Genomic DNA, 26,046 nt, shown 5'->3' on the forward strand with positions numbered 1-26,046 from the left:
CGCCATGCCCCACCGCTCCACCACGATCCGAAGGAGACCCGTGTCCGAACGCCACGCGTCCGCACTGCTCACCACCGCGACCGCCGACGAGTACGAGCGCCTCACCGGCGCCGCCGTCGCCCGCGTCGCCGACCGCTTCCGCATCACACGCCAACCCTTCTCGGGCGAGAGCCGTGCGCACCTGCAGCACCTCGTCGACGCCGTCGACCTCGACGCACCGGGCACGGGAGTCGACGACGCCCTGCGCGAGGTCGACGAGCTCTTCACGGCGAACGCCGTCTGGTTCCACGACCCCGCCTACCAGTCGCACCTCAACTGCCCCGTCGCCCTGCCCGCGGTCGCCGCCGAGGCCGTGCTGGCCGCGGTCAACCCGTCGGTGGACACGTACGACCAGTCGGCCGTCGGCACCCTGATCGAGCGTCGCCTCGTCGACTGGACGGCCGAGCGCATCGGCTTCGACCCGGCCACCCGTGACGGGATCTTCACCTCGGGCGGCACGCAGTCGAACCTGCACGCCCTGCTGCTCGCCCGCGAGCACGCCACGGCCCGCGCCCGCGCCGACGCCGAGGACGAGGAGGCGCGGCTGCGGAACACGGCCGCCCCCGGTCACCGTCACGTCCCGCGCGCCACGGCGCTGCACGACCTGCTCGGCCGCATGGTCGTGGTCGCCACCGCCGAGAGCCACTTCAGCGTGCAGAAGTCGGCCCGGCTGCTCGGGCTCGGCGAGGACGCCGTCGTGACCATCCCCACCGACGACGCCGGCCGGATGCTGCCCGAGGCCCTCGCCGTCACCCTGGACGCACTCGTGCAGGCGGGTCACCTGCCGGTCGCCGTGGTGGCGACCGCCGGCACGACCGACCGCGGCTGCCTCGACCCGCTCGCCGCGATCGCCGAGGTCTGCGACCGCACCGGCGTCTGGCTGCACGTCGACGCGGCCTACGGCGGCGGCCTGCTCGTCTCGCCGACGCGTCGGCACCTGCTCGACGGCATCGAGCACGCCCGGTCGGTCACGGTCGACTTCCACAAGACGTTCTTCCAGCCGGTGTCGTCGAGCGCGTTGATCGTGCGCGACGGGCACGACCTCGACCCGGTCGCCTGGCACGCGGACTACCTCAACCCGCTGTCCGACCCCGAACCGAACCAGGTGTCGAAGTCGCTGCAGACCACCCGCCGGTTCGACGCTCTCAAGCTCTGGGCGACGCTGCGCGCCCTCGGCCCCGACGGCGTGGGCGAGCTGGTCGACCGGGTGGTCGACCTCGCGGCCGAGGCACACGACCTGCTGCGGGGCGACGACGAGTTCGTCCTGCTCGCCGAGACGCAGCTCAGCACGGCGCTGTTCCGCTGGCAGCCGGCCGGCGTCGACGACGCCACCGCCGACCGGCTCGTCCCGCTCGTCCGACGCGTGCTCTTCGAGTCCGGCAGGGCGATCGTCGCGAAGACCGTGGTCGACGGGCGCCCCTGCCTCAAGCTGACGCTGCTCAATCCCGACGCGGGTCTCGACGACGTGAGGGGCGTGCTCGAGCTGGTCCGCGCCTCCTCGTGGGCCCTGCTCGAGAGCGACGCCCCCGCGCTCGTCGCCGCCGGGACGGAGGCCGCCCGATGACCGCCGCCACCGCAGCAGCAGCCGCCACCACCACCGCGGCAGCCGCCACCACCGCGCCCCGCACCGCACCGCACCTCCACGACCTCGTCGGCATCGGCCTCGGCCCGTTCAACCTCGGCCTGGCCGCCCTGACCGACCCGCTCGACGACGTCGACGCGGTGTTCCTCGACGAGAACGACGGCTTCGCCTGGCACCCGGGCATGATGATCGAGGGCGCGACGATCCAGGTGCCGTTCCTGGCCGACCTCGTGACGATGGCCGACCCGACCTCGCGCTTCGGCTTCCTGAACTGGCTGAAGGCGACCGGGCGGCTCTACCCGTTCTACATCCGCGAGGACTTCTCCCCGCTCCGCGCGGAGTACGACGCCTACTGCCGCTGGGTCGCGGACCAGCTCGACACCCTGCGGTGGGGCCGCCGCGTCACGAGCGTCGACGAGCAGCCCGACGGGACGTACGTCGTGACCTCGCGACGCGGTGCCGACGGGGCCGTCGAGACCTGGCACGCCCGTCACGTCGTGCTGGGGGTGGGTACAGAGCCGCGCCTCCCCGAGCCGCTGCAGCAGCTCGCCGGCCCGGGCGACGCCCGGGGTCCGGTCGTGCACAGCGCCGACTACCTGGCGGCCCGCGCCCGCCTGCGCGCCGCCGACTCGGTGACGATCGTCGGCAGCGGGCAGTCGGCCGCCGAGATCTACCGCGACCTGCTCGACACGACCCGCGTCGGTGACCGCCCCGGGCACCGGCTCGACTGGGTCACCCGCTCGCCTCGGTTCTTCCCGATGGAGTACACGAAGCTCACGCTCGAGCTCACGAGCCCCGAGTACACCGACCACTTCCACTCGCTGCCGCGCGAGACCCGCGACCGGCTGGGCCGCGAGCAGCGCAGCCTCTACAAGGGCATCAGCGGCGACCTCGTCGACGACGTGTACGACACGCTCTACCGGCTGAGCGTCGACGGGCCGGTCGACTCGACCCTGCTGACCGAGACCGAGCTCGTCGACGCCCGGTGGGTCGACGCCGACGGGCAGATCGAGCTGACGGTGCGGCACGCGCAGCTCGGGACCACGGCCACCCGCCGCACGGACGCGCTCGTCGTCGCGACGGGCTACGTCGCCCGGGTGCCGTCCTTCCTCGACGCGCTCGGCGACCGCGTCGACCGTGACGACCTCGGCCGCCTGGCCGTGGCGCGGGACTACTCGATCGACGGCGGCCGGGGGCGGCTGTTCGTCCAGAACGCCGAGGAGCACACCCACGGCCTCACCGCCCCCGACCTCGGCTTCGGCGCCTGGCGGAACTCGAGCATCATCGCCTCGATCACCGGCCGCGAGCCCTACCCGCTCGAGCGCCGCATCGCCTTCCAGACCTTCGGCCAGCCGACGCCTGCCCCCGCCCCGACGCCGACCTCCGTCCCGGCCTCCGCCCCCGCCCCCGCCCCCGGCTGTGCAATTCGCGACGAGTCCGGCGCGCAGGACTCCTCCGGAGCGGAAGTGAGCGGCGTGTCGCCCCGCGACGGTCGGGATTTGCACGCCCCGGACCGGGACGGCGGTCGGGTTCGGCCCGGCAGCCGCCCGCCCGAACCGAGACCGGCACCGGCACCGACACCGACACCGACCGAGGAGGCGCGGGTCACCCGATGAGCACCACCCACGACCCCGAGGCGCTCGCGCCCGCAGCAGAGCCCGCAGCCCCGCCCGCCCCCGGCCACCCCGGCCACCCTGACAAAGCGACGGACGTGGCGTTCTCGCGCCGCGCCTCCTGCGGTCTCGTCACGATCGAGCCGTTCGCCGCCGACCCCTACGCCGTCTGCCTGCGTCGATGGCTGGCGCACCCGGCGTCGGCCGCCTGGCAGATGGCGGGCCTGAGCACCGACGAGGTGCGCGCGTACCTGGCCGCGATCGACGCCGACCCGCACCAGCAGGCCTGGCTCGGGCGGGTCGACGGCGAGCCGACGTTCTTCGTCGAGACCTACGACCCGGCCGAGATGCTGCTCACCGAGGTGCACGACGCCGAGCCGGGCGACGTGGGCATGCACCTGCTCGTCGCCCCGCCGCGGGGGCAGCGGGTGCACGGGCTGACCAGCGCGGTCATGGCGAGCGTCGTCGACTTCGTCTTCGAGATCGAGCAGGCCCGGCGGATCGTCGTCGAGCCCGACGTGGCCAACGACCGCATCGCGGCGAAGAACGACGAGGTGGGGTTCCGGGCGCTCGGCGAGGTCGAGCTGCCCGACAAGACGGCTCGACTCTCGGTGCTGACGCGACACGACCGGGCCGCGTCGCACCTCGCCCCCGGCCCGATGGTGTGGGCGCATCACCACCTCGTGGCCAAGGCGCTGAGCGAGTTCGCCCACGAGCGGCTGATCGCCCCGGTGGCCGACGGCACCGCCCCCGACCACGCCGCCGCTGACGACGAGACCGCCGCGACCGACGCCCCCTGGCGGGTCGAGCTCGACCACGACGGCCACCGGGTCGACTACCGCTTCGTCGCGCGCCGACAGGCCCTCGAGCACTGGGCGATCGACGAGACGACGGTCACGCGCACGGTCGACGGCAATCCCGAGCCCCTCGACGCCCTCGCGCTGATCGTCGAGCTCGACGACCTGCTCGGCATCCCCGAGTCGCTCCTCGCCACCTACCTCGAGGAGGTCTCGTCGACCCTGGCGAGCGCCGCCTACAAGCGTCACCGGGGCGGTCCGACCGCCGAGCAGTTGACCACCGCGGACTTCCAGACCGTCGAGGCCGCGATGACCGAGGGGCACCCGGGCTTCGTCGCGAACAACGGGCGCATCGGTCTCGGACTCGACGAGTTCCACGCCTTCGCCCCCGAGGCCGCGGCACCCGTGCGACTGGTCTGGCTCGCCGCCCGGCGGTCGGCGACCCACCTGGCGCTCGGCGCGGGACTCGACGAGCGATCGCTGTGGCAGGCCGAGCTGGGCCCCGAGACCGTCGCCCGGTTCGACGCGACCCTCGCAGCGAAGGGCCTCGACCCGGCCGGGTTCCACTACCTGCCGGTCCACCCGTGGCAGTGGCAGCACCGCGTCGCGATCTCGTTCGCTCCGGACGTCGCCCGGCGCGACCTCGTGCTGCTCGGCGAGGGCGACGACACGTACCAGGCGCAGCAGTCGATCCGCACCTTCGCGAACCGCAGCCGGCCCGACCGGCACTACGTCAAGACGGCGCTGGCGATCCAGAACATGGGCTTCGTCCGCGGTCTGTCGCCGGCCTACATGAGGCCGACGACCGCGATCAACGACTGGGTGCACGACCTCGTGCGCACCGACGCGACCCTGCAGGAGGCGCGGTTCCGGGTCCTGAGGGAGCGCGCCTCCGTCGGCTACACCGGTGACGTCTACCACCGGACGACGACCTCGTCGCCGCACCGCAAGATGATCGCGGCGCTCTGGCGCGAGAGCCCGGTGCCGCTGGTCGGACCGGGCGAGCGGCTCGCCACCATGGCGGCGCTGCTGCACCGCGACGGTGCCGGCGACGCCCTCGCCTCGGCCCTCGTGAAGGCCTCCGGGGCATCGGCCGAGGCCTGGCTGCGGTCGTACCTGCACGCGTACCTGCGCCCGGTCGTGCACTGCCTGCGGGCGCACGACCTGGCGTTCATGCCGCACGGCGAGAACGTCATCCTCGTGCTCGAGGGCTGCGTGCCGGCGGCGGCGTTCATGAAGGACATCGGCGAGGAGATCGTCGTCGTCGCCCCGCGCGAGGTGCCCGAGGCCGTCCGGCGGACCGTGCACCCGGTCGACGACCGCGAGAAGGCGTTGGCGGTGTTCACCGACGTGTTCGACGGGGTGTTCCGCCATCTGGCCGCCATCCTCGACGGCGACGGCGTGCTGCCCGCGGCCCGGTTCTGGGCGCTCGTGGCCGAGTGCGTCGACCGGCACGCCGACGAACACCCGGACCTGCCGGGGGCGGTCGACCTGCGGGCGGCGCGCTTCGACCACTCGTGCCTCAACCGACTGCAGCTTCGGGACACCCGGCAGATGGTCGACCTCGCGGCGCAGTCGTCGTCGCTGATCTACGCCGGGACGCTGGCGAACCCGATCGCACGATAGCGCGGCGGCGTCCCCGGGGCGGAAGCGGTCGGGCCGCCTCCGCCCCTGGGAGGGGGTGGTGGCCGTTTCACGGTCGGCCACCACCCGAGGCCGCGTCGAGCCACGGGCCGCGCGGGGCCGCCGCCGGTCACAGGGGGGAACCACCGGCAGCGGGTCGAGCCGCTCGACCGACGGTACCGCCGTCGAGTTGCTCTGATGTCAAGATACTCGTCGAGCAAGGGGATGGCAACGAGAACTGGCTGGGCATTCGCTGCGCATCACCGGGTGATGCTGTCGCTGCGCATCACCGGGTGATTCGAACCTCGTACAACTCACTCGGCGAGGTATCCTGGACGTCCGCGGCGTCCTCCGCCGCGCCTCCTCGTCTTCGCTCCGTCCTCGCGTCGCCGTCCCGCCAGCAGAGAGCCCGCCATGTCCGACGTCTCGCCCCAGCCGCCCGCCGGTTCCCCTCCGCCCCTCGACGACGAGGGCCAGCTCGACGTGACCCTCGTGCTCACGGCCTACGCGTCGCTGCAACGACAGGGCGAGCGCGTGCAGAAGGTCGTCGCCGACCACTTCGGCATGGGCACCACCGACCTCCGCTGCCTGACCTTCATCGCGACCGACCACGACACGACCCCCAAGCGCGCCGCCGAGTTCCTCGAGCTGTCGACCGGGGCGACCACGAGCCTGGTCGACCGTCTCGAGAGCGGCGGGTACATCACGCGCCAGCCGCACCCCTCCGACCGACGGAGCGTGCTGCTCGAACTGGCCCCGGCCGGCCGTGAGGCGATCGACCAGATCCACGACTTCTACCGCCGCGCGTTCCGCGACGCGGTCGACCCGAACCACCTCGACTTCCTCGCCGCGGCGATGCGGGCGATCGGCGACTCGCTGACGCGCGCCGCGGCCGGCGACGACGTCGTCGCCTGAGCGACCACCACCGGGGCGGACCAGCACCGGGTCGAACCACCGCCAGATCGAACCACCGATGGGGCGTCGAACCACGCATGTCGGTGGTTCGACGCCACTTCGGTGGTTCGGCGCCGCTTGGATGATCCGCGCGACCCGCACAGGCGCCAGCGGCCGGTCGTAGGGTGGGCCGATGACCCCCTCGGACGTCCTCGTCGAAGCCTTCTCGCGCCTCCCCGCCATCGCTGTCCGGGCGGTGGCTGACCTCTCGGTCGACGACCTCGCCTGGCGCCCCGACGACGAGGCGAACACGATCGCCTGGCTCGTCTGGCACACCGCCCGCGGGCAGGACGTCCAGATCGCCGACCTCGCCGCCTCCGACCAGGTCTGGACGGCCGACGGCTGGGCCGAGTCGTTCGCGCTGCCGTTCTCGCCTGCCGAGATGGGCTACGGCATGTCGCCGGCCGACGTGGCCGCGGTGCGGGTCGACGCCGAGCTGTTGATCGGCTACCTCGAGGCCGTCACGCTGCGGACGCGCGGCTATCTGGACGACCTCGACGGGGCCTCGTACGACGACGTGGTCGACGAGGCGTGGGACCCTCCCGTCACGGCCGGAGCCCGCCTCGTCAGCATCCTGAACGACTGCGTGCAGCACCTCGGCCAGGCCTCCTACGTGCGCGGCCTGCTCGACCGCCGCTGACCTCGCCTGCTGCTGCCGCCCGCCGCGCCGAAACCCCAGGAACTCGCCCAGACCCCCGTGCGCGCATGGGTGTCTCGGCGACTTCCTGGGGTCTCACGAGCGCAGGAGGCGCGGGTTCAGTCCTCGAGGGACGGCGGCAAGTCGGCCGGCACCGCGAAACCGAGCCGCGCGGCCAGCTCGTCGAGTTCGGCCCGGCGGGCCTCGTACTCGGCGGCGAAGATCGGGCCGACGACGGCGTTCGCGTGTGCCCAGCTGCCGTCGGACGTCGCCTCGCTCGACAACTCGATCGACGTGAGCGCGGATCGCGTCGCCACGCAGGCTCTGGCGAGGTCCACGACGTCCGCCACGGGGGCCTGCCCGGCTCGCGCCCACCGCCGCACCTCGCTGGGTACGTACTCGAGGGCGCCGCGAGCCGAGGCTCGCGAGAGGCGACCGGCTCGGATCTTCCCTCGACGCCCGCGCCCTCCGATCCACCGGACGAGCACACGGATGCCCGCGTACGCCGCCGAACCCGCCGCCGCGCCACCGAGTGCCGGCGCGACGAAGGACGGGGGCTCCCGCCAGCCCACCACGCTCCAGGAGAGCCACACCGCGACGTTGGCCGCGAGCGCGACGGCGAGCCCGAGGGCTGCACGCCGGCCCGTCGACCGGTCCGAGACGAATGCCCGGCGACGCACGATCTCGGCGGCGACGTCAGCGGGGATCATGGGGTCGACGATGAGGTAGTGACTCTCCTGTGCCCCTCGGACGACGCTCACGAACTCCATCACGCCGTGACCACCCTCTCGAGCACGGAATCGGGGTCGAAGCCGAGAGGATCGGCGACGACCCGGAGGGCGTCGACGGCCTCGCGCATAGCCTCGTCGAGTGCGACGAGGGCGCGGCCGTCCCCCCGTCGATCGAGTGGCAGATCACGCATCGGATCGGCCTCTCCGCGATGTTGCAACTCGCCGTCGAGGTCGACCCACCCCTCGAGGAGGTCCTCGACGGTCCACGAGGCCGTCAACAGCTCGACGTACAGAGACACCGCCTCGTTCAACCGCCACACATCGTCGACAGGCGTATCGTCGGTCGCCCAGGTCAGCACGGCGGCGTCCACCTCGACGACGCCGACGGTCGTGACCGACACCGGCAGGTCGGGGGTCGTCACCGTCCCGACACCCCAGGCCGCGAACCCCGCGACGACGAGCAGGGCGACCCCACCGACGACGAAGACGGTCCCTTCCGCCAACGGCTCGGTCAGCCCGGCCGCCTCGAGGACGACGACGAGCCCCCCTGTCCCCGCCAGGACCACGAACACGAACGCGAACAGCGGCGCGTACCGGACCACCCTTCGCACCGGCCCCACGTTCGTCCCCGCGTTCCGCCGCCGCAGCTCGGCCACCGCCGCGTCGGCCGCCGCCGCGTCGAGCGACGGGTCGACCACGTGCCACCGCCACCGGTTCTCCAGGCGCACGCGCATCAAGCCGGGGCGGTCACGGGTCGGGGGCACATCGAGAGACTAGGGGGCGCGAGGCCTACAAGCCGCCTCCCCGTCCACGCGACGTCCGCGGCCGGCCGGCACCGCGCCTCCTCGCCTCGCCTGCCTGCCTGCCTGGCACGGCGGCCGCACGACGAAGAACCCCGTTCCGAACGATGAACCCAGAGTTGCGGGGTTCTTCGTTCGGAACGGGGTTCGAGACCAGGAGGCGCGGTGCGCGCCCCGGGGAGCGCTCGCTACGCCTGCACGCCCGCGAGCTCGTCGATCAGGCGGTCGCCCGAGCGGGCCTCGATCATCTCGGCGTCGATCTCGGCGCGGTCGAGCAGCTCTTCCATGCGACGGCGGCGCTGGCGCGTGATGAGCGTGACGACGGTGCCCTCCTTGCCGGCGCGGCCGGTGCGGCCTGAGCGGTGCATGTAGGTCTTGTACTCGTCGGGCATGTCGGCCTGGACGACGAGCTCGATGTCGTCGACGTGGATGCCGCGGGCGGCGACGTCGGTGGCGACGAGCACGTTGACCTTGCCGCTGGTGAGCAGCTGCAGGTTGCGCGTGCGGCGGGCCTGGTTCAGGTCGCCGTGCAGGCTCGTCGAGCGGATGCCGGCGTCCTCGAGCTGGTCGGCGAGCTGCTCGGCGAAGGCGCGGGTGCGGGCGAAGACCAGGGTCTTGCCACCGCCCGAGGCGAGCTGCTCGATGACCGCGGTCTTGTCGCGCTGCTCGATCAGCAGCACGCGGTGGTCGATCGTGGCGCTGGCCTGGTCCTCGCCGGCGACCTCGTGCACGGCCGGGTCGACCAGGAACTCGTCGACGAGCTTCGCCACGCCCTTGTCGAGGGTCGCGCTGAAGAGCAGCTTCTGGGCGCGGGCGCCGTCCGGGCGGACCGTGGCGGTCTCGCGGATGATGCGCTGCACCGGCTCGAGGAACCCGAGGTCGCACATGTGGTCGGCCTCGTCGAGCACGGTCACGACGACCTCGCTGAGGTCGAGACGACCCTGGTCGATGAGGTCCTCGATGCGGCCGGGGGTGCCGATCACGATGTCGACGCCGCGGTTGAGCGCACCGACCTGACGCTGCTGGGGCACGCCGCCGTAGACCTGCGTGGTGAACAGGCCGACCGAACGGGCGATGGGCTGCACGGTGCGGTCGATCTGCATCGCGAGCTCACGGGTCGGGGCGAGGATCAGCGCGCGGGGCTTGCGGCCCATCTTGCGGTTCTTCGCGCCGTTGTTCTCCATCAGCTTCTCGACCAGCGGGGCGCCGAAGGCGATCGTCTTGCCCGAGCCCGTGCGGCCACGGCCGAGCACGTCGCGACCGGCGAGCACGTCGGGGATCGTCGCCGCCTGGATCGCGAACGGAGCCGCGGCACCCATCGAGGCCAGCTGGCGCTCGATGTTGTCACCGAGGCCCAGGTCGCCGAAGCTCACGCCCTCGACGTCGGCCGCGGTGACGACCTCGGCCTTGAGCTTCTCGAGCTTGACGTCGTCCTCGGGCGAGTAGTGCGTCGCCGCGTCGCGCTTCGGGTAGAAGTCGCTCGACCGGTCGCCGACACGGGCCGGGCGGTCGCCGCGGTCGTTGCGGTCGAAGCTGCGCGGGGCGCGGTCGTCACGAGCGGGGCGGTCGCTGCGGTCGAAGCTGCGTGCCGGGCGGGCGTCGCGGTCGAAACCACCGGAGGCGCGGCCACCGCGCTCGGGACGGTCACCGTACGAGCGCTGGGGGCGGTCGTCACGCGAGCGGTCGTCACGGGCCGGACGGGCGTCGCGGTCGTACGAACGCGGGGCGCGGTCGTCGCGAGCCGGGCGGTCGCTGCGGTCGTAGCTGCGGGGAGCGCGGTCGTCGCGAGCCGGGCGGTCGGAGCGGTCGTACGAACGGGGAGCACGATCGTCACGGGCCGGACGGTCGGAGCGGTCGTAGCTGCGAGGGCCGCGGTCGTCGCTGCGGGGGGCGCGGTCGTCGCGGGCGGGGCGGTCCGAACGGTCCCACGAGCGGGGTCCGCGGTCGGAGCCACGGGCGGCGTCGCGGCCACCGTCACGGCCGTATCCCCGGGCGGCCTCACGGCCACCGTCGCGGCCGAAACGGGGCGCCGCGTCGCGGCCACGCTCGCCGTTGCGGCTGTCGAAGTCGCGGTTGCCGAAGCGGTTGCCACCGGCCGGCTTCTCGCGGGGCTCCCAGTTGGGGCGACGGTCCTCGGAACGGGCGGCGCCGGGGGCACGGTTGCCACCGCCGTCGCGGGTGCCGAACTCGCGGCGTCCGCGGTCGGCACGCTCGCTGGCGTCCCAGCGCTTCTTGGCGGCCGGGGCTCCGACCTCGTCGGCGCGGTGGCCGCGGTGCTTGGGGCTCTTCGATCCGGCCTTGGGTGCACCACCGGTGCGGTCGGTGCGCGGGCGTGAGTTGTCGTAAGGAGACATGGAGGAGTTCTTTCCGGGCTTGTCAGAGATGACGCGAAGAAATACCCGGGCAGCCATTGACCAGGACCGTTCACAATCGTGAATTCATCCCGTCGTGACTCGACGGGAATCCGGCCCACAAGACTTACAAACCCTCGTGCTGTTCAAAGCTGTGCACATCGGCACCCGCAGGTGCCGATGTGCTCGCGCCACAGGCGCGGTGTCTTGAGCCGACCCACCCACGATACCCGAGCCTCCCCCGAACCGGAAGCCCCGCCTCCTCGGGTCGATCGGTGACCGGAGCCCCGCCGCCCCGGCTCGATCGGTGAGCGAAGCCTGCGCTACACGGCAGCACGGCAGCACGGCAGCACGGCAGCACGGGCGAGTTCGTGCCGGACGGGCCGGCGCGTCGGCCCGTCGAGCACGGACTCGCCCGCCTTCCGACACGTGTCGACGCCGAATCCGGCACGCGGGCCGTCGTCACACCCGGGTGGCAGCCTGCTCGGCAGCCTCCGCCGCCCGCCGGTCGGCCCGACGTTCGCCGATGCGCTCGAACAGGTAGTAGATGACCGGCAAGACCACGAGCGTCAGCAGGGTGGACGACACGAGCCCGCCGATGACGACGATGGCGAGTGGCTGCGAGATGAAGCCGCCGTGCCCGGTCACGCCGAGCGCCATCGGGGTGAGCGCGAAGATCGTGGCCGCCGCCGTCATGAGGATCGGCCGCAACCGGCGCGACGCCCCCTCGAGCAGGGCCTCGCGCACCCTCAGCCCCTTCTCGCGGTACTGGTTGACCAGGTCGATCAGCACGATGGCGTTGGTCACGACGATGCCGACGAGCATGAGCACGCCGATCAGCGACGCGACGCCGAGGGGCACGCCCGAGGCCAGCTGCAGCAGGATCGCCCCGGTCGCGGCGAACGGGATCGACACGAGCAGCAGCAACGGCTGGATCAGGCTGCGGAACGTCGCCACCATGACGATGTAGACGATCAGGATGGCGATCAGCACGGCGAGACCGAGCTGCGAGAACGCGTTGGCCTGGTCGGCCGTCGCCCCGCCGATCGTGGCGTCGGTGCCGTCGGGCAGCTCGACCGCGGCCACGGCGTCCGACACCTCGGTGCCCGCGGCCGAGAGGTCGTCGCCCGACGGCGTGATCGTCACGGTCGCCGAACGCACCGCGTCGGTCGTCGTGACCGAGGTCGGGCCGGTCGTCTGCTCGACCGTGGCGATGGAGTCGAGTCGCACGGGTCCGGTCGGGCTCGGCAGCTCGAGGGCCTTGAGCTCGTCGAGGGTCGCCGGCGGCGTCGGGTCGACCGTGTAGACGTCGACCGAGCTGTCGTCGATCTCGAGCGACCCCACCCGGAAGGGCTGGATCGCCTGCGACACGATGCCGCCCACGGCGACCTCGCTGTAGCCGAGCGCCGCGGCGGCGGCACGGTCGACCTGCACGCCGATGACCGGCTGGGCCGCCTGCAGGTTCGAGCTGGCCTCGGCGGTGCCGGGAAGTCCCTGCACCTTCTTCAGCACCGCATCCGTCGCGGTCTGCAGACTGTCGGGGTCGGGTGCCGTGACGTCGACGGTGATGTCGTTGCTCGTGCCGAACCCGCTCGACGCCGAGACCTCGATCTCGCCGGCATCGGTGACGTCGTCCAGCTGCGAGCGGACGTCGGCCTGCAGGGCGTCCTGGTCGGCGCTCTCGTCGGTCGTGATCGAGTAGGTGACCGTGCTGTCGCCCGAGCCGCCGAGGAAGCTCGCGATCGACGTGCCGCTCGAGCCGATGGTCAGCTGCACCGTCTCGATGCCGTCGACGCCCTCGAGCACCTGCTCGACCCGGTCGGCGGCGTCGGACTGCGTCTGCAGGCTCGACGCGGGCGGCAGGGTCTGCGTGACGGTGAACGTGTTCTGCCCGCTAGCCCCGAGGAAGTTCGTCTTCATGAAGGGGATGACGGCGCCCGTGCCCACCAGGATCAGCAGTGCCACGAGGATCGTCACGACCGGACGCTTCAGGGTGCCCCGCAGCACGGGGACGTAGGCGCGACGCAGGCGGTCGAGCGGCCGGGTGTCGGACGGGTCGGAGGCGCGGGTCGTCAACGACTCGGTCGTCGCCCCCTCGACGGCGGCGGCCTCGCCGCCCGGAGCGTGCTTGTGGGCCTTCGGCGCCCGGAGGAACCAGTAGGCCAGCACCGGCACGATCGTGAGCGCGACGAACAACGACGCGACGAGCGCGATGGTCACCGTCAGGGCGAACGGCCGGAACAGCTCGCCGGTGATGTTGCCGACGAACGCCAGCGGGAGGAACACCACGACGGTCGTGACCGTCGAGGCGGTGATGGCGCCCGCCACCTCGCGCACGCCGACCTTGATCGCCTCGAGCCGGTCGACGCCCGCGGTGAGGTGCCGCTTGATGTTCTCGATGACGACGATCGAGTCGTCGACCACGCGGCCGATGGCGATCGTCAACGCGCCCAGGGTCAGGATGTTGAGCGTGTAGTTCGCGGCCTGGAGCCCGATGAACGTGATCAGCACGCTCGTCGGGATGCTGATCGCCGTGACGATGGTCGACCGGATCGACAGCAGGAAGATCAGGATGACGATCACGGCGAACACGAGGCCGAGCAGCCCCTCTTCGGCGAGCGCGTCGATCGACTGCTGGATGAACGGCGCCTGGTCGAACACCACCGTGAGCTCCACGCCGTCACCCAGGTCGGAGGCGAGGCTCGGGATGGCGTCGCGGACGGTCTGCGAGACGTCGACGGTGTTGGCGTCGAGGGTCTTGGTGATGGCGACCGTCAGGGCGTCCTGCCCGTCGACCCGGCTGATCGAGGTGACAGGGGCACCGGTCAGCTGCACGTCGGCGACGTCGCCGATCGTGGCGGCCGAGGTGCCGCCGAGCAGCGGCAGGGCGCGGATCTCGTCGACGCTGGTGAGTCGTTGACCCGCCTGGATGGACAGGGTCTTGCCGTCCTGCGTGATGGTGCCGCCGGGGATGAGCGTGCCGTTGGCGTCGAGGGCGTCCTGGAAGGCGGCGGTCGTCAGCCCCGCGGCGGTGAGCGCCGTCTGGTCGGGCGAGATGGTGACGCGCTGGCCGGCGTCGCCGTAGATCGAGGCCTCGCGGACGCCGTCGAGCTTCTGCAGGTCGGGCACCGTGACGGTGGTCAGCCGGTCGACGAGGGCCTGCGAGTCCGCGGAGTCGTAGCCGGTGACGGCGATCTGGATGACCGGCAGGTCGTCGAGGCTGCCCGTGACGACCTGGGTGTCGACCGAGTCGGGCAGCGAGAGCCGGTTGATCGCCGACTGGATCTTCTGCTCGGCCGAGTCGAGGTCGGTGCCGTAGGTGAACTCGGCCGAGACCGTGCTCTGCGAGGTGCTCGAGGTCGCCGAGGTGCCCTCGAGGCCGGGGATGATCTGGACGGCCTGCTCGATCGGGGTCGAGACGTCCTCGTTCACGACCTCGGGCGTGGCACCCGGGTACGAGCTGACGATCGCGATCTGCGGGAACTGCACGTTGGGCGCGAGCTCCTGCTTGAGCGAGGTGAGGGCGATGCCACCGAAGACGGCGACGACGATGGTGACGAGGGCGATCAGCGCGCGGTTGCGCAGGCTGAAGACGGACAGCAGATGCACGGTGCTCCGGTGGTGAGAGGGAGAGCGGAGGAGGCGCGGTGAACGACGTGCACCGCGCCTCCATTGTCACCAGCCTCTCTGGGAACTGGCGGCGCTTTCTTACACGCTGTGCAGAACCCCGGCCGGTCGCCGAGGTGTGGACGAGCCGCCGTTCTCCCCTCAGACCACCTCGGCCAGCAGCGGCGAGGCCGGCACCTGCACCCCGTCGACCCCGTCCCACGCCGCGCGCAGGGCCGCGAGCGCGCGGTCGGTGTCGCTGTCGGCGTACGAGAACGGCACGCGCAGGAACCGCTCGAACGCCCCGTCGATGCCGAACACCGGACCGGCGGCGAGCAGCAGCCCCTCGCGGCGGGCGGCGAGGGTGAGCTGCGAGCTGACCGGCGCTCCGAGTCCGACCCAGGTGGTGAGCCCGCCCGCCGGCGACGGCACCTGCCAGGACGGGAACGCCTCGCGCAGGCCGTGGACGACGCGGTCGCGACCTCGTCTCAGGTGGCCGGCCCGCGCCTCCAGCACGCGGTCGAAGTCGCCGAGCAACTCGGCGACCACCAGCTGCTCGAGTACGGGCGTGCCCAGGTCGCCCGCCGAGCGGGCGCGCACGAGCCGGTCGACGAGCGGGCGTTCGGCGCGGATCCACCCGATGCGCAGGCCGCCCCAGAGCGACTTGCCGACCGAGCCGATCGTGACGGCCCGTCCGTACGCGGCCATCGGCAGGGGCCGCTCGACGCGCGAGCCCGGACCCACCCCGTCGATCGCCATCTCGGCCATGGTCTCGTCGGCGATCACCACGGTGCCCTCGTCCGCTGCCGCCTCGAGCACCCGCACCCGCTGGTCGGCGGGCATCGTCGCGCCCGTGGGGTTGTGGAAGTCGGGCATCAGGTAGGCCACCGGCGGGCTGGTGCGACGCAGGGTCTGCATCAGTGCCGCTTCGTCCCAGCCGTCGTCGACGGTCACGCTGACCGGCACGAGGCGGGCGCCGGCCCCGCGGAGGGCCTCGAAGGCGTGCGGGTAGCCGGGCGCCTCGACGACGGCCCGGTCACCGCGCGAGACCAGCACGCGGGCGAGCAGCGCGATCGCGTGCTGCGCCCCGAGGGTGACGACGATCTGCTCGGCGCTCGTCTCGAGTCCGCGCCGTCGATACCGTTCGGCGACGGCCTCGCGCAGCACGGGCCGCCCGACCGGGTCGTAGCCCGGGTCGTCGAGGTAGGCCCCGAGCCGACCCGCCGCCCGCTGGGCCGCCTCGGCGATGCCGTCGACCGCGGGCAGGGCCGCCTTCGTCAGGTCGAGCAGCCCCTCGGTCGTCGTCGGGCGCGGCACCGAGGCACGGGCCGGCAGGCGCACGACGCTGCCACTGCCACGCACGCTGTCGACGTGCCCCGAGTCGCGGAGGGCGGCATAGGCCGCGGCCACGGTCGTCCGGCTGACCCCGAGGTGCGCGCAGAGGTCACGTTCGGACGGCAGGCGCGTGCCGACCGGCAGCCGCCCGTCGAGCACGAGCAGGCGGATGCGGTCGGCGAGCGCCAGGTAGCCGGGAGCCGAGGAGGCGCGCCACGAGTCGAGCAGCACCCCGAGCGCTCGCGACGAGACGGTGGTGGCACCGTGGTCGAGGTTGGTCACGCGGCCACCCTAGGCCGATTGGACCCTTGCCACCAGGCCAGTCGGGCGATTGGATCGACCTCATGCTCCTCTCGCGTCGCCTGCTGCAGTTGTTCGTCGGCCTCACCGCCTACGGCTTCGCCATCGCCGTCATGATCCGCGCCGGCATCGGCGTCGCCCCCTGGGACGTGCTCTCGCAGGGGCTCGTCCGGCACACCGGGCTGACGTTCGGCACCGTCACGTTCGTCACGAGCTTGGTCGTGCTGCTGCTCTGGATACCCCTGCGCCAGCGCCCCCGCTTCGGCACGATCGCCAACACGCTGATGATCGGCCCGGTCGCCGACCTCGGCCTGCGCGTGCTGCCGCAACAGACCGAGTGGTGGGCGCAGGGCCTGACCTTCGCGGGTGGTCTGCTGTTGCTCGCCGTCGCGAGCGGCCTCTACATCGGGGCCGACTTCGGGCCGGGCCCGCGTGACGGTCTCATGCTCGGCCTGCACGCCCGACTGGGTTGGCGGGTGGGCGTCGCCCGCACCGTCATCGAGCTCACGGTCCTGGCCGCGGGCTGGCTGCTCGGCGGCCAGGTCGGCATCGGCACGGCCGCCGAGGCTCTGCTGATCGGCCCGCTCGTGGCGATCACGTTGCCGCTCTTCGCCCGGCGCCGGGTGGCGACCTCCGTCGTGGTCCCGGCCCGCGCCTCCTCACCCGCCTGACGCCGCGCCGGTACGAATCAGTTCGGACGGACCCACGCTGACCGGGAATAAACCGCCCGCGAGCGAAGTTGACACGCCCTCGCACGGGAGTAGAGTCGCCGCTCGTGACCAACGACACCCGGTCGCCGAAGCGTTGGCTGATCGGTGAACCCCTGCCCTCGGAGAAGCTCGAGGGGCAGCTGCTGCCGAAGCACCTCGCACTGCCGATCTTCGCCAGCGACCCGCTCAGCTCGGTGGCCTACGCGCCGCAAGAACTGCTGATGATCCTGCTGATCGGCGGCCTCGGGTTCCTCACGCTCGCGCCGTGGGTCGCCGTCGCGGTGGTCGTCCTGCTGCTGGTCGTGGTCGCCTCGTACCGCCAGTTGATCAAGGCGTACCCGTCGGGCGGCGGCGACTACGAGGTCGCCCACAAGAACCTCGGCGAGAAGGCCGGGCTCGTGGTCGCCTCGGCGCTGCTCGTCGACTACGTCATGACCGTGGCCGTGTCGGTCGCCTCGGGCGTCGACAACATCATCTCGGCCGTGCCCGAACTGGCACCGGTGCGGGTCGAGCTCGCCGTCTTCTTCGTCGTCCTGCTGGCGGCCGTCAACCTGCGCGGCGTGCGCGAGTCGAGCAAGGCCTTCGCGATCCCCACCTACCTCTTCGTGTCGAGCGTCTTCGTCATGATCGTGATCGCCCTCGTGCGCACCGCTCTCGGCGACCCGCCCGTCGCCGAGAGCGCCGACTACACGGTGCAGGCCGACCAGCTCACGCAGGCGGCGTTCATCCTGCTGCTGCTGCGCGCGTTCTCGAGCGGGTGCTCGGCCCTGACCGGCGTCGAGGCCATCGCGAACGGCGTGCCCGCGTTCCGCCGCCCGAAGGTGCAGAACGCCCAGAAGACCCTCGTGCTGATGGGCAGCATCGCCATCGTCCTGTTCGCCGGCCTCGTCGCCGTCGCCCTGATCGCGAAGGTGCACTACGCCGAGAACGCCTGCGACCTGCAAGGGTTCGTCGACTGTGCCACCACGCCGCAGCGCAGCCTGATCGCGCAGATCGCGAGCGCGGTGTTCGGCGGGGCCCTGTTCGGCATCCCGTTCTACGTGATCCAGGCCTGCACGGCGGCGGTGCTACTGCTGGCGGCGAACACGGCGTTCAACGGGTTCCCGCTGCTCGGTTCGATCCTGGCCCGCGACCAGTACGCCCCCAAGGCCCTCAACACGCGCGGCGACCGACTGATCTACTCGAACGGCGTGATCGTGCTGGCGCTGGTGGCCTGCGCCATCCTGCTCGTGTACCAGGCCAGCGTCACGGGGCTCATCCAGCTGTACATCATCGGCGTCTTCGTGTCGTTCACGCTCGGTCAGACCGGCATGGTCGTGCACTGGACCCGCATGCTGCGCGAGGGCTGCGCCGACCGGGGTGCCGTGTACCGGGCTCGCGGCATCAACGCGTTCGGTGCCCTGCTGACCGCGTCGGTGCTCATCGTCGTGACGGTGACCAAGTTCACGCACGGCGCCTGGCTCGTGTTCGTCATCATGCCGATCCTGTTCGTGCTGATGCTCGGCGTGAACCGCTACTACCGCGACGTGCTGGTCGAGATCGAACCCGATGCCACGACGCAGTTCGGCTCGCACGGCGACCACGCCATCGTGCTGGTCGGCACGATGCAGAAGCCCGTGTTGAAGGCCCTCGACTACGCCATCGCCGCGCGGCACGAGTCGCTCGAGGCGATCCACGTGGGCATCGACGACGAGGCCACTGCGCTGCTGCAACGCCAGTGGGCCGAGCAGGACATCGAGGTGCCGCTGCGCATCGTCGCCTCGCCGTACCGCGACATCAGCATGCCGCTGATCAAGTACATCAAGGCCCACCGCGAAGAGCACGGCAGCGAGGTCGTGACGGTCTACACGCCGATCTACATCGTCGGCCACTGGTGGGAGGCCGCGCTGCACAACCACAAGAGCCGCCGCATCCGTCAGAAGCTCATGCTCGTGCACGGCGTGACGATCTCGCTCGTGCCGTGGCTGCTCGACTCGTCCGAGGTGCTCTACGGGCGTCGTTCGCGGCCGATCCCCGGCCAGGACCGCCGTGGCGAGCCCATCCGCCCCCGCCCGGTGCCGCGCCGCGTGCTCGAACCCGCCGGTCGCCGATCCGGTGCCGCCGGAGGCGCTCTGGGCGCCGACGCGGGCCCCGACGGCCGCGCCGGAGCAGCTCTCGAAGGAGGCGCGATGCAACGAGGCCTGGACGTCCAGCCCGCGCAGACCGGCTCGGCCGGCTCGAAGCCCGGACCGAAGCAGACCCCGCGCGCACCGGGTTCGGCCACGGGCAATCGCGGAGGTGGCGCCGCCGCCCGCAAGGCCCGCTCGGCCGCCCGCAACTCGACCGGCACCTCCCCCCGCAAGAAGAAGTAGCCGCACCTCGGGGCGCCTCAGCGCCAGATCGTGTGCGGCCGTAGCAGGCGGTGCCGCGGCTCGCTGTCGTCGAGCAGCAGCGACAGCACGGCCCCCGCGACCTCGACGAGCGGCTGCTCGACGCTCGACAGCCCGAGCGCCGAGGCGACCGGGGTGTCGTCGTAGCCCACGACCGGCACCGTCGAGCCGAGCACGACCGACGCCCCGAGCGCGAGGGTGTCGCTCGCGCACACGACGGCGTCCACCGTGACTCCTGCGGCGAGCGCCGCGCGCACGGCGGCCGATGCGAGCGGCACCGAGTCCTCGACGGCCAGGTCGAGCGCGTCGATCGAGGCCGGGTCGAGCGTGCCCCGCGACCCGAGGGCGTCACGCCACCCGCGCCTCCTGTCGTCCCCGGCGCCCGACCCCTCGGGCCAGCCGAGGAAGGCCACGTGGGTCGCGCCGCGCCCCAGCAGGTCGTCGGTCGCCGAGGCCACGCCGGCCCGGCCGTCGACGTCGACCCAGCGGTGCTGCGGGTCGCCCATGTCGTCGAGCCCCCAGGGCCGGCCGAAGGTGACGAAGTCGGCACCGGCGTCGATCAGCCACTCGGTGCGCGGGTCGTCGAAGAAGGTCGAGGTGAGCACGAAGCCGTCGACGTCGGCGCCGTCGAGCAGGCGGCGGAACTGGGCGATCTCGTCGTCGGGCCCGGCCGCGGTGTACAGCAGGATGCGGTGGTCGAGGGCGTCGGCCTGTTCGGTGACGGCGTGCAGGAAGCGGTCGAGCACCGCGCCCGAGATGCCGTTCTGCACGGGGTCGAGCCGGATGCCGATGGTCGAGCTCTTGCGGGTGCGCAGCCTCCTCGCCGACGCGTGCGGGCGGTAGCCGAGGTCGGCGATGGCCCGCTCGACGCGACCCCGCGTGTCGGGGCGCACGATGTCGGGCGCGTTGAGCACGTTCGAGACGGTCTGCCGAGACACTCCGGCGACCGAGGCGACGTCGCTGACGGTCGGGAGGCGCGGTGCGGGCACCCGAGTCATCTCGCCCTCCGCCCCGGCGCCGGTCGGCGGCCTCCGGTCACGTTACCCCAGGGCTCGGGCGCCCCCCGGCGGCTCCCAGCACCCTGGTCTTGACACCCGCCGGGCGGCCTGCTTACTCTGACCTCACGGATTTGATCGATCAAATAGATCGTCCGCCCCGCTCCACCCGGCACCTCACCCCGACCCGACCACAGCACCCGCACCATCGCAACGACGCGACGAGAGGCCCACCATGCGACGACGCACGACCCGCCTGGCGGCAGCAGCCGCCCTCACGACCATCACCGCCCTGGGCCTCACGGCCTGCGGCTCCGGTTTCAGCGAGGGGTCGGGCGCCGCGAGCGACGGCGCCCTCACCAGCAGCGACGACTCGCTGACGGTGCTGATCGGCTCGAGCGGCGACGCCGAGACGAAGGCCGTCACCGACGCCGTCGCGAGCTGGTCCGACGACTCGGGCACCGGCGCCGAGGTCAGCGTGGCCTCCGACCTGCCGCAGCAGCTCAGCCAGGGCTTCGCCTCGGGCAAGCCGGCCGACGTGTTCTACGTGTCGACCGACACGCTCGCGGGCTTCGCCGGCAACGGCAGCCTGCTGGCCTACGGAGACCAGCTCGCCAACAAGGGCGACTTCTTCCCGACCCTCGTCGACAGCTTCACGCTCGACGACCAGTTCTACTGCGCACCGAAGGACTTCTCGACCCTCGGCCTGATCATCAACACCGACATGTGGGCCGCGGCCGGCCTGACCGACGCCGACGTCCCGACCGACTGGGACTCGCTGAAGGCGGTCGCCGCGAAGCTCACGACGGCCGACCACGTGGGCCTGGCCTTCAGCCCCGAGTACGCCCGGGTGGGCGCGTTCATGGCGCAGGCCGGCGGCGCGGTGACCAACGCCGACGGCACCGAGGCGACGCTCGACTCGTCCGAGAACGTCGAGGCGCTGACCTACGTGAAAGACCTGCTGACCAGCGGCGACGCCGCGTTCTCGAGCGACCTCGGCGCGGGCTGGGGTGGCGAGGCCTTCGGCACGGGCAAGGCGGCGATGACCATCGAGGGCAACTGGATCACCGGCGCACTCACCAACGACTACCCCGACGTGTCGTACCAGGTGGCCGAGCTGCCCGCCGGCCCCGGCGGCCAGGGCACGTTGCAGTTCACCAACTGCTGGGGCATCGCCGCCGACAGCCCCAACCAGCAGGCCGCCGTCGACCTCGTCGAGCAGCTGACGAGCACCGACCAGCAGCTCGCCTTCGCCGACGCGTTCGGCGTCATGCCCTCGATCCAGTCGGCCGCCGACACCTGGAAGTCCGACAACCCCGACCAGGCCGCGTTCCTCGACTCGGTCGAGTTCGCCCAGGGCACGCCCACGCAGGACGGCTCCGCCGCCGTGATCAGCGACTTCAACTCGCAGCTCTCCGGCCTGAAGGACGGCGACCCGAAGACGATCCTCGAGTCCGCGCAGAAGAACTTCGAAGCGATCCTCCAGTAGCCCTCGGGGCACCGCGCCTCCCCCGGCGCGGTGCCTCGCGCTCCCCGACCGAGACAGCGCACGAAAGGCAGTCCCCATGACCGCGATCTCGACCAAGCCCCCCCGCCGGCGCAGCGCCGTCTCGCGCGGCGAGGGCCTCTCGGGCTGGTTATTCGTCTCGCCCGTGCTGATCGTCCTCGGCCTCTTCCTGGCCGTGCCCGTGCTGATGGCCCTCTGGGTCAGCGTCTCGGACTGGACCGGCCGGGGCTCCCCCTTCGCGGCCGGCGTCGGCTTCGTCGGGGCGCAGAACTACCGAGACCTGCTCGGCGGCGGCGGCCTGGCCGAGCGCGACTTCGGCCTGAGCCTGCGCAACAACGCCTGGTACGTGATCCTCGTCGTGCCGATCCAGACCGCCGTGGCCCTGCTGCTCGCCGTGCTGGTGAACCGCCAGGTGCTGCGCGGCCGCGGGTTCTTCCGCACCGCCTTCTACTTCCCGTCGGTGACCAGCTCGGTCGCCATCACCGTCCTGTGGCTGTTCCTGTTCTCGCAGAGCGGCGCGGTGAACAAGCTGCTCTCGTTCGTCGGCATCACCGGGCCCGCGTGGTTCAACGACGCCAGCGGCGTGCTGCACAACCTGCTCGCCGTCGTCGGCGTCACGCAGCCCCCGGCCCTGCTGGCCGACCACACCGCCCTCGGCGTCAGCTGGTGGGACTGGCTGGCCGGGCCGTCGGTCGCGATGTCCGCGTTCATCCTGATGGCCGTCTTCACCACCAGCGGCACGTTCATGCTGCTCTTCCTGGCGGCCCTGCAGAACCTCGGCGGCGACGTGCAAGAGGCCGCGATGATGGACGGCGCGAGCGGCTGGCAGCGCTTCTGGCGCATCACGCTGCCGCAACTGCGACCGACGCTCTTCACCGTGCTCACCCTCGGCCTCATCGGCACCTGGCAGGTCTTCGACCAGATCTACACCGGCACCCAGGGTGGCCCGCAGAAGACCACGCTGACCCCCGCCTACCTCTCGTACACCTCGGCGTTCGGCGAACAAGAGTGGGGCCGCGGCGCGGCCATCGCCTTCGTGCTGTTCGTCATCATCGTCGCGTTGACGATCCTGCAGCGCATCGTGCTGCGCGAACGGGCCGTGTCGAAGAGACGCACCCGGCTCTACACGACAGGAGTCGAGCGATGACCACGACCGCACCGATCGCCGACCGGGCGAACCCCTCCTCGCCGGTCGCGCGTCCCCCGGCCTCGCCGCGACCCGTCGGCCGTGAGCCCCGCAGCACGCGACGCGTCGCCGGCACCTCGGTGCTCTACGCCGTGCTGATCGTCATCGCGGCGATCTACATCCTGCCGTTCCTGATCAACGTGGCGACGTCGTTCAAGACCGACCCCGAGGCGGCCTCCGACCCGCTGGCGTTGATCCCGATCACGCCGACGGTCGCCGCCTACCGCCAGTTGTTCCTCAACAGCGACTTCCCGACCTGGTTCCAGAACTCGGCGATCGTGACGATCGTGGTGACGCTCGGGCGGGTGTTCTTCAACTCGCTGGCCGGCTACGCCCTCGCGCGGCTGCAGTTCCGCGGGCGCAACGTCATCTTCGTGCTGCTGATCGGCGTGATGGCGGTGCCGACGGTCGTGCTGCTGATCCCGAAGTTCCTGGTCATCAACCAGCTCGGCATGTACGACTCGTACTCGGGCATGATCGTGCCGCTGCTGACCGACGCCGCCGGGGTCTTCATCATGAAGAACTTCTTCGAGTCGATCCCCCGCAGCGTCGAAGAGCAGGCCCGCATCGACGGCGCCGGCACCTTCCGGGTCTTCTGGTCGATCGTGCTGCCGATGGCCCGGCCCGCGCTCGTGACGATCATCATCCTGTCGTTCCAGGGGTCGTGGAACGAACTCTCGCACTTCATCGTGTCGACCCAGTCGCCCGAGCTGACCACCCTGACCAAGGGCGTGGCGAGCCTCGCCTCCGGGCAGCTCAGCCAGGGGTCGCAGTACCCGATCAAGCTCGCGGCCGCGGCGGTGATGACCATCCCGGTCGCGATCGTCTTCTTCGTGTTCCAGCGCCGCATCATGAACGCCAGCGCCGGGGCCGTCAAAGAGTGACCCGCACCGCGACCCCCACCCCGTCGCACCCCACGCCCGCCACCCGGAGCCCCAGGAGCCCCCGATGACCCAGACCTCCCCCCTCGACTCCGACCACGCCGAGCGGTCGACCCCGACCCCCGGCCTCCAGCCCTTCCTCGCCGCTGAGACGGTCGTCCTGCGGGCTCCGGCCCAGGCCTGGTCGGCCGCCGACGGCTCGATGGGGGCGGCGACGATCCACGGCGTCTACCTCGGCGACGTGCGCCTCGTCGCCGGGCACGGCATCACGGTCGACGGCCTCGTGCCCGAGCACGTGGCCACGGTGCCCCTCGGTGCCTCGGCCGTCCGGTTCGAGTCGCTGCTGCGCGGCCTCGACGACGCCGGAGCCGACCCCGACGTCCGCCTGAGCTCGCTCCGCGACGTCACGACGACGGGCGTCCACGAACGCCACACGATCACCTCCCGGCTGGGCCGCGAGCTCACGGTCACCGTCGCGGCGACCCTCCGGCCGGACGCCTCCGCCATGGACCACGTCAAGGCCGGCATCGCGGGTGAGCCCGTGCGTGACGTGACGCTCGCGGTCGACGGCACCCGCGCCTCCTGGCGGGCCGAGGGCGTGCTCGTCGACCTCGAGACCCGAGGAGGCGCGGTGCGGGCGACCCCCGCCGGTCTCGTCGTCGAGTGGGTCGCCGTCGTGCCCGCCCGGGGTTCCGTGACGGTCGGACTCGACCTCGTCGCGACCGCCCCCGACGCCGTGGTCCGGGGCGTGCGCACGCCGCTGCACTGGGCCGACCTCGACCCGGCACCGCGCGACGACCGGCTCGCCCGCTGGGTCGACCGGGCCCGCGACGACCTGGCGGCGCTCCGCTTGACCACGACGACGTCGCCCGACGACGTCTTCTACGCCGCCGGGGCGCCCTGGTTCTTCACGCTCTTCGGTCGGGACTCGCTCTGGGCCGCCCGATTCACCCTGCCCCTCGACCTGACGGTCGCGGCCGGCACGCTGCGGGTTCTGGCCGGCCTGCAGGGCACGCGGCACGTGCCCGAGACGGCCGAGCAACCCGGCAAGATCATGCACGAGCTGCGCCAGCAGACGTTGACGATCCCCGGTGAGGGCGTCAGCCTGCCCCCGCTCTACTACGGCACCGTCGACGCGACGGCACTTTGGGTCTGCCTGCTGCACGACGCGTGGCGCTGGGGCCTGCCGGCCGCCGAGGTCGAGGCGCTGCTGCCGCACCTCGAGGCGGCCCTGGCCTGGATGCGCGACTCGGGCGACAGCGACGGCGACCTGCTGCTCGAGTACGTCGACGAGACCGGGCACGGCCTGGCGAACCAGGGCTGGAAGGACTCCGGCGACAGCGTCCAGTGGCGCGACGGCACCCTCGCCGAGGGGCCGATCGCGCTCTGCGAGGTGCAGGCCTACGCTTACGAGGCGGCCGTGCACGGGGCCGACCTGCTCGACGCCTTCGGTCGGGCGGGCGGCGACGCGTGGCGCGACTGGGCGGGGCGCCTGCGCGACCGGTTCCGCGCCTCCTTCTGGGTCGACGACGCCGCGGGCGCCTACCCGGCGATCGCCCTCGACGCGGCCAAGCGGCCGGTCGACACGGTCACGAGCAACCTCGGGCACCTGCTCGGCACCGGACTGCTCGACCCCGACGAGGAGGCGCTGGTCGCCCGCCGCCTCGTCTCACCCGAGCTGTCCAGCGGCTTCGGGCTGCGCACGATGTCCACCGACAGCGCCGGCTACTGGCCCCTGAGCTACCACGGGGGCAGCGTCTGGAGCCACGACACGGCCATCGCGATCCAGGGTCTCGCCCGAGCGGGGTTCCCCGCCGAGGCGGCCCGGCTCGCCGAAGGGCTGCTGTCCGCGGCGCCGGCCTTCGACCACCGCATGCCCGAGCTGCACTCGGGCGACTCGTCCCGCGAGGTGCCGTCGCCCGTGCCCTACCCCGCCTCGTGCCGCCCCCAGGCCTGGTCCGCCGCGGCCGCCGTCGCCGTCTGGTCGGCCACGCACGACGTCCACCCGCCCCGCCGCCCGTGACCCGGGC

Annotated in this window: 17 protein-coding genes; 11 read left to right on the forward strand and 6 right to left on the reverse strand. The window is 72.3% G+C overall.

From position 1 onward, the window contains the following. Positions 1–4: 4 nt before the first annotated feature. The 5 genes from ASG28_RS15440 (at position 5) to ASG28_RS15460 (ending at position 7,248) form a co-directional block, all read left to right on the forward strand. Complete coding sequence (locus ASG28_RS15440) at positions 5–1,603, forward strand: pyridoxal phosphate-dependent decarboxylase family protein (RefSeq protein ID WP_055978084.1); 1,599 nt, start codon at positions 5–7, stop codon at positions 1,601–1,603. Then, positions 1,600–3,237: a lysine N(6)-hydroxylase/L-ornithine N(5)-oxygenase family protein gene (locus ASG28_RS15445; RefSeq protein ID WP_082454816.1), complete on the forward strand. Its 1,638-nt coding sequence runs from the start codon at positions 1,600–1,602 to the stop codon at positions 3,235–3,237. The genes ASG28_RS15440 and ASG28_RS15445 overlap by 4 nt, the downstream gene beginning before the upstream one ends. Then, positions 3,234–5,657, forward strand: coding sequence for a GNAT family N-acetyltransferase (locus ASG28_RS15450; RefSeq protein WP_082454817.1), 2,424 nt, complete (start codon positions 3,234–3,236; stop codon positions 5,655–5,657). Before ASG28_RS15445 ends, ASG28_RS15450 begins: the two co-directional genes overlap by 4 nt. A 411-nt stretch (positions 5,658–6,068) precedes the next feature. Continuing rightward, positions 6,069–6,569 carry a MarR family winged helix-turn-helix transcriptional regulator gene (locus ASG28_RS15455; protein WP_055978086.1) on the forward strand — a complete coding sequence of 167 codons (501 nt, stop codon included), beginning with the start codon at positions 6,069–6,071 and terminating at the stop codon, positions 6,567–6,569. Positions 6,570–6,741: 172 nt separating this feature from the next. After that, positions 6,742–7,248: a mycothiol transferase gene (locus ASG28_RS15460; protein WP_043594550.1), complete on the forward strand. Its 507-nt coding sequence runs from the start codon at positions 6,742–6,744 to the stop codon at positions 7,246–7,248. 116 nt (positions 7,249–7,364) lie between these two features. On the opposite strand, the gene ASG28_RS15465 is transcribed toward ASG28_RS15460, so the two are convergent. The 5 genes from ASG28_RS15465 to yczR all read right to left on the reverse strand — a co-directional run bounded on the left by ASG28_RS15465 (position 7,365) and on the right by yczR (position 16,350). Further along, positions 7,365–7,955, reverse strand: coding sequence for a hypothetical protein (locus ASG28_RS15465; protein WP_157485810.1), 591 nt, complete (start codon positions 7,953–7,955; stop codon positions 7,365–7,367). 59 nt (positions 7,956–8,014) lie between these two features. Continuing rightward, on the reverse strand, positions 8,015–8,740 hold the full coding sequence (locus ASG28_RS15470; protein ID WP_157485811.1) for a hypothetical protein: 726 nt from the start codon (positions 8,738–8,740) through the stop codon (positions 8,015–8,017). Between the two features lie 224 nt (positions 8,741–8,964). Further along, positions 8,965–11,130, reverse strand: a complete 2,166-nt coding sequence (locus tag ASG28_RS15475) for a DEAD/DEAH box helicase (RefSeq protein ID WP_055978091.1) — start codon at positions 11,128–11,130, stop codon at positions 8,965–8,967. Positions 11,131–11,589: 459 nt separating this feature from the next. After that, positions 11,590–14,736 (reverse strand): efflux RND transporter permease subunit, encoded by a 3,147-nt coding sequence (locus tag ASG28_RS15480; RefSeq protein WP_055978093.1) that lies wholly within the window; start codon positions 14,734–14,736, stop codon positions 11,590–11,592. Between the two features lie 159 nt (positions 14,737–14,895). Beyond that, positions 14,896–16,350, reverse strand: coding sequence for a MocR-like transcription factor YczR (yczR, locus tag ASG28_RS15485; protein WP_055978095.1), 1,455 nt, complete (start codon positions 16,348–16,350; stop codon positions 14,896–14,898). 62 nt (positions 16,351–16,412) lie between these two features. On the opposite strand from yczR, the gene yczE reads away from it, so the two are divergent. Both yczE and ASG28_RS15495 read left to right on the forward strand, forming a co-directional pair. Next, a complete protein-coding gene (gene yczE / locus ASG28_RS15490; RefSeq protein ID WP_055978096.1) occupies positions 16,413–17,039 on the forward strand; it encodes a membrane protein YczE in 627 nt (208 codons plus the stop codon). A 104-nt stretch (positions 17,040–17,143) separates the two neighbouring features. Continuing rightward, positions 17,144–19,429 carry an APC family permease gene (locus tag ASG28_RS15495; RefSeq protein ID WP_082454818.1) on the forward strand — a complete coding sequence of 762 codons (2,286 nt, stop codon included), beginning with the start codon at positions 17,144–17,146 and terminating at the stop codon, positions 19,427–19,429. A gap of 17 nt (positions 19,430–19,446) precedes the next feature. Here the strand turns inward: ASG28_RS15495 and ASG28_RS15500 are convergent, their stop codons facing one another. After that, on the reverse strand, positions 19,447–20,445 hold the full coding sequence (locus ASG28_RS15500; protein WP_055978098.1) for a LacI family DNA-binding transcriptional regulator: 999 nt from the start codon (positions 20,443–20,445) through the stop codon (positions 19,447–19,449). Positions 20,446–20,677: 232 nt separating this feature from the next. On the opposite strand from ASG28_RS15500, the gene ASG28_RS15505 reads away from it, so the two are divergent. The 4 genes from ASG28_RS15505 to ASG28_RS15520 all read left to right on the forward strand — a co-directional run bounded on the left by ASG28_RS15505 (position 20,678) and on the right by ASG28_RS15520 (position 26,039). Then, the gene (locus tag ASG28_RS15505; protein ID WP_055978100.1) at positions 20,678–21,931 is read left to right on the forward strand and encodes a sugar ABC transporter substrate-binding protein; all 1,254 of its coding nucleotides are present in this window, start codon (positions 20,678–20,680) and stop codon (positions 21,929–21,931) included. Between the two features lie 76 nt (positions 21,932–22,007). Beyond that, positions 22,008–23,096, forward strand: a complete 1,089-nt coding sequence (locus ASG28_RS15510; RefSeq protein WP_055978102.1) for a carbohydrate ABC transporter permease — start codon at positions 22,008–22,010, stop codon at positions 23,094–23,096. Further along, a complete protein-coding gene (locus tag ASG28_RS15515; protein WP_055978103.1) occupies positions 23,093–24,019 on the forward strand; it encodes a carbohydrate ABC transporter permease in 927 nt (308 codons plus the stop codon). The genes ASG28_RS15510 and ASG28_RS15515 overlap by 4 nt, the downstream gene beginning before the upstream one ends. 64 nt (positions 24,020–24,083) lie before the next feature. Next, the gene (locus tag ASG28_RS15520) at positions 24,084–26,039 is read left to right on the forward strand and encodes a glycogen debranching N-terminal domain-containing protein (protein ID WP_055978106.1); all 1,956 of its coding nucleotides are present in this window, start codon (positions 24,084–24,086) and stop codon (positions 26,037–26,039) included. Positions 26,040–26,046 lie beyond the last annotated feature (7 nt).

It is taken from the genome of Frigoribacterium sp. Leaf415 (genome assembly GCF_001424645.1).
Taxonomy (GTDB): Bacteria; Actinomycetota; Actinomycetes; order Actinomycetales; family Microbacteriaceae; genus Frigoribacterium.